This is a genomic window from Streptomyces sp. NPDC033229, from assembly GCF_055576875.1.
The window spans coordinates 1-3902 of record NZ_JBVIQR010000142.1 but is presented as its reverse complement, the minus strand read 5'-3'; the positions used below and the strand labels follow the sequence as shown (position 1 = coordinate 3902).

The 3902-nt window shown below is 69.4% G+C and carries 5 protein-coding genes; 1 reads left to right on the top strand and 4 read right to left on the bottom strand.

The window, feature by feature from the left end; translation table 11 throughout:
* Window positions 1-254: 254 nt before the first annotated feature.
* The 4 genes from ACZ53N_RS36675 to ACZ53N_RS36660 form a co-directional block, all read right to left on the bottom strand.
* Window positions 255-899 carry a dihydrofolate reductase family protein gene (locus ACZ53N_RS36675; RefSeq protein ID WP_469145043.1) on the bottom strand — a complete coding sequence of 215 codons (645 nt, stop codon included), beginning with the start codon at window positions 897-899 and terminating at the stop codon, window positions 255-257.
* Window positions 900-1116: 217 nt separating this feature from the next.
* On the bottom strand, window positions 1117-1848 hold the full coding sequence (locus tag ACZ53N_RS36670; protein ID WP_469145042.1) for a hypothetical protein: 732 nt from the start codon (window positions 1846-1848) through the stop codon (window positions 1117-1119).
* Between the two features lie 85 nt (window positions 1849-1933).
* The gene (locus ACZ53N_RS36665) at window positions 1934-2224 is read right to left on the bottom strand and encodes a hypothetical protein (protein WP_469145041.1); all 291 of its coding nucleotides are present in this window, start codon (window positions 2222-2224) and stop codon (window positions 1934-1936) included.
* A gap of 117 nt (window positions 2225-2341) precedes the next feature.
* Window positions 2342-2686, bottom strand: coding sequence for a hypothetical protein (locus ACZ53N_RS36660; RefSeq protein WP_469145040.1), 345 nt, complete (start codon window positions 2684-2686; stop codon window positions 2342-2344).
* Window positions 2687-3126: 440 nt separating this feature from the next.
* On the opposite strand from ACZ53N_RS36660, the gene ACZ53N_RS36655 reads away from it, so the two are divergent.
* Complete coding sequence (locus tag ACZ53N_RS36655; protein WP_469145039.1) at window positions 3127-3669, top strand: hypothetical protein; 543 nt, start codon at window positions 3127-3129, stop codon at window positions 3667-3669.
* The last annotated feature ends 233 nt before the right edge of the window (window positions 3670-3902 follow it).

Genomic DNA, 3902 nt, shown 5'->3' with positions numbered 1-3902 from the left:
CCGCTACGAGAAACGCGCCTACATCTACCTCGGCACCGTCACATTCGCAGCCCTCGCTATCTGGCTCCGAACATGATCCGAGAAACAGTCCCTAGTGAGGAGCGGACCTCTTGGCGTCTCGTGCCGACAGTCGGCTCGTTCTCCGGGTGCGTGGATCCGCGGGCGGAACCGAGTTGCGAGGTGTCCTCACTACAGGGGCTAGGACGCCCCGCAGGCGCCGGTGACGGAGCCCGCGTCGGCCAGCTGGTCCGGCCTCACTTCCGCCAGAACAGGTGGTGCGTCACGCCGCTCGGGCTGGGCACGACGTCCTGGTGGAACCGGTCGAGCAGCTCGTCGGGGGACTCCCACAGCCGGGCCCCGGAGCCGAGCTTCGTCGGCGCGACCGCCACATGCAAGGTGTCGAGGAGGTCGGCCTCTAGGAACTGCCGGATGACCGTGGCCCCACCGCCAAGCCGGACGTCCTTCCCCTGAGCTGCCTCCTTCGCCTGGGCGAGCACCGCGGCCGGGTCGCCGTCGACGAAGTGGAACGTGGTGTCGGAGAGCGTGAACGACGGGCGCTTATGGTGCGTCATGACGAACACCGGCGTGTGGAACGGGGGTTTGTCACCCCACCATCCCTGCCACTCGTGGTCCTGCCAGGGCCCGCGCTGCGGCCCGAACTTGTTGCGGCCCATGATCTCGGCGCCGATGTTGCGGGCGTAGTCCCGCGTGAAGTAGTCGTCCAGACCTCGGCTGCCGGGTTCGGAGCGGTTGATGGGTGGGTGGTCGGTGGCAAAGGCCCAGGCGAGCAAGCTCCCCGGATCGGCATGGCCGAACGGCTTCTCGAGGCTCTGGCCCTCGCCGGCGCCGAACCCGTCGCTCGAGACGGTGAAGTTCTGGACCCGCAGCAATTGGCTCATATCGCTCCTCCTGCTTCGCACTTTCTGATCACCTGACGAACCCCGTAGACCGGCCGGGCCGGGAAAACTCATCGTCTCATCGTGCAGTTCCCATCGAGCTCCCGCAGCCGCGCGCAGGGCGACGTCTCCCCCTGTGCCGGACACTGCCCGACCCCGATCTCCAGCCGAATCAGCGACCCGCGAAATACGGGACTAGTCGCCAGGCCGGACGCGTGTCTCAGCCGGGCGGCGCCGCTCCGGGCAGTTCTCCGGTGAAGTCGAGCCACTGCTCAATGGTCCACACCGCGACGCTTGAGCGGTCGGTGGACATCCGCAGCCACACCTCTTCACCGCCAGGCATGAGCGCCACCTCGAGGTGCGGCTCATCCCACGAGCCCAGCGCGTACATCCACTCGATGCCGTCGGGCCAGGTGCGCGTCGCCGCCGTGCGCACGCTCAGCGCCGTGGCGAAGGCGTCCAGTGCCACCTTCGGGATCCGCACCTCCGCTGGCTCCGGGCCGAACTTCGTCACCGCGACTCCCCTCCCGTGGCAAGAGACCGTCGCTCGCCACGGCCACCCTGTCACGGCGGCCCGGTCCGGCGGGCCGCCAACCTTGCCGGACTTCTTGTCGGCGAAGACCCGGATGCAGCCGGCGGCGGTGAGGACTGTGGACCTGCCGGTCGAGCACCTGCCCCTTCGTGGCCACCCGTGTGTACCCGACGAGGGCACCGACCCGGGCGGTGGCGGAGGGGTGCCTCGCCGGCCCTTCCGATCAGGCCAGTAGAGCTGGATACGGGTGAGGACGATGTGCGGCGGGTCGGCGTCGGTGACGATGACGTACTCGGCGATGCCGAGCGAGCCGAGTGGCATGCGCCGCTGCTGCGGCCACCGGGCTGACACGGTGCTGCCCGGCACCTCGCCCCTGGTCTCGTTGACCACGACGGTGGCGGCCACGATCGCGCCGAACACCGAGCCGGGCAGGCCAGGACATGAGGAGTTCGGTGACCTCCTCCGACAGCACGCAGGGCAGACCCTCGGGCTCCTCGTGTACGGCTCACTCAACAGGCAGGCCTGCCGCGCGGCGGCGCTCGATCAGGTCGGCGACCGCCGTGGTCGGCAGCGTCCCGCCCAGCGCGGCCGCGGTGAGCCGGTCCCCGGCCGGGTCGGTGTCGAGCATCGCCTCGCACCACCAGCGGCGCAGGACGCCCTCCGCCTCTTCGGGGGCCGCGGCCAGCAGCTCGCGGTAGAACTCCATGCGGCGGCCGCCGTCCAGCGCGGCCGCGATGCCCTCGGCGTTGCGCGGCACTCGCTCCGGCTCGTGCGGGTGGATCGGCTGTGCGGTCATCGCGGGCCCCTTTCTGTCTGCTCCGAGTGTGTCCGCTCGCGGCGGCCGCCGTCGACCGTCTGCACGGGAAGCACTCTGGCCAGGCTGCGCGCTCGAACCGCCGGGTGCACCCGGCAGTCATGAGGCGGCGGCCGCTCGGGGTTGGTCAGGGTGTGGATCTGCCTGGCCAGGCGAGGGGCGGGGGACGCACAGGGGCGGGTCTTCGCGCGGGGCGCCGAGCCAGTCGGCCGCAGGGGAGCCGTGCTCGGTGCGCGGCAGGATCAGGTAGTGGCCGCGGGTGAGTACGCGAACGCCGGGCAGGCCGGCGCAGGCGTCGCTGGTGCCGGGCGCCACCATCACGTACAGCTCGCCGCGGAGGTGGTCGGCGAGGACCGGGGAGCCGCGCTGGTGGGGCAGACACATGCGGCCAAGCGCCGTCAGGCCCAGGATCATCGGCCGGATGGCCACCGCCTCCCAGTGCACGCCGCATGCCGTCCACCGGGTGTGGTCCTGTGCGGTGATCCACCGCCGGTCAGCCGGGCATTACGGTGGGACACGAAGACCTCCGTGCGGTGAAGACTCGACACCTCCACCACACCGGAGGTCTTCGCCATGATCAAGGCCTGCGAGTGTCAACAACGCTCGTGATCAATACAGCTAGGGGCTGTCCGATGGGTCGCGTAGTGGGCCTGCCGCTGGATCGCTCCGTCCCTTGTTGGGGCGCGGCGATCTCACGGACGCGGAGCGGGCTGGCTGGAGCAGCACCTGCCACCTACGGCGGCGCAAGCGTTGGAAGAGGCCCCACAGGCGGCTCGGACAAACGGTGCGGGTTGTCACCCACACCGGCGCCCTTACATATGAAGCGCCGATTGTCGGGGCAGGACACAGCGGCAGGACGCATCCACTGAGCCAAAGGGGCCGCCATGCACAAGCGCACCAGAACGGCCGTCATCGCGGCAAGCGCCATCACCGCACTCGGCTGCCTACTCCCGACCGCCGCATCAGCACACGCCCCGAGCCCACCCGCGGGGAGCCTTTCCCGGCCAGCCGCTCCCATCGGGGTCGCGGCGGCACCACCGCAGAGGTGTGAAGAGCGTTCGGCCTACGGCAATCCCGGCTGGTGGGCTTCGGTTGAAGGCTGCTTGACCAACAACGACGGCAGCCCCCTGGCCACGATCAACGCACGCTGCCAGTACAAGAGCTTGGTGTTCTACAGCCCGGTCGTGTGCAACGTCTCCGGGCACTTCTCCCTGAGCAAAGACGGAGAGATGCTCAGGGAGAGCTCCTTCCGCCTCCGGACTGATCCAGATCACGGCACCGACAGGACCCTCCGGCTGGGCTACCTCTGCCAAGGTCCCGGGTCCTACACCCTGAAGGTCACCAGCATCTGGACAGAGGAAGCGGCAGTGCAATCGCGCGGCAGGGGCTCCGTGCCCGACATCACCGTTACCGCTACCGGCTGCTGACTGCCCGGAGGCACTCCGTATTGCGCGAGTCATGGGCTCGGGCCAATGCCGGGCCCATGACCGGGTAAGGGCGGCACAGGCACGCCACAGAGCGCGGCGCGGCCAAAAGAAGAGACTTCGGTCTGACCTACCGGACAAGCCCTAGGTGTGTTGTCCCGGGACGTTGGTGACACGCGTGCTGGGTGCTTGAACAGGTGAGGGCCTTCTGGGTTCGGTGTGGATTGCGACGTCTG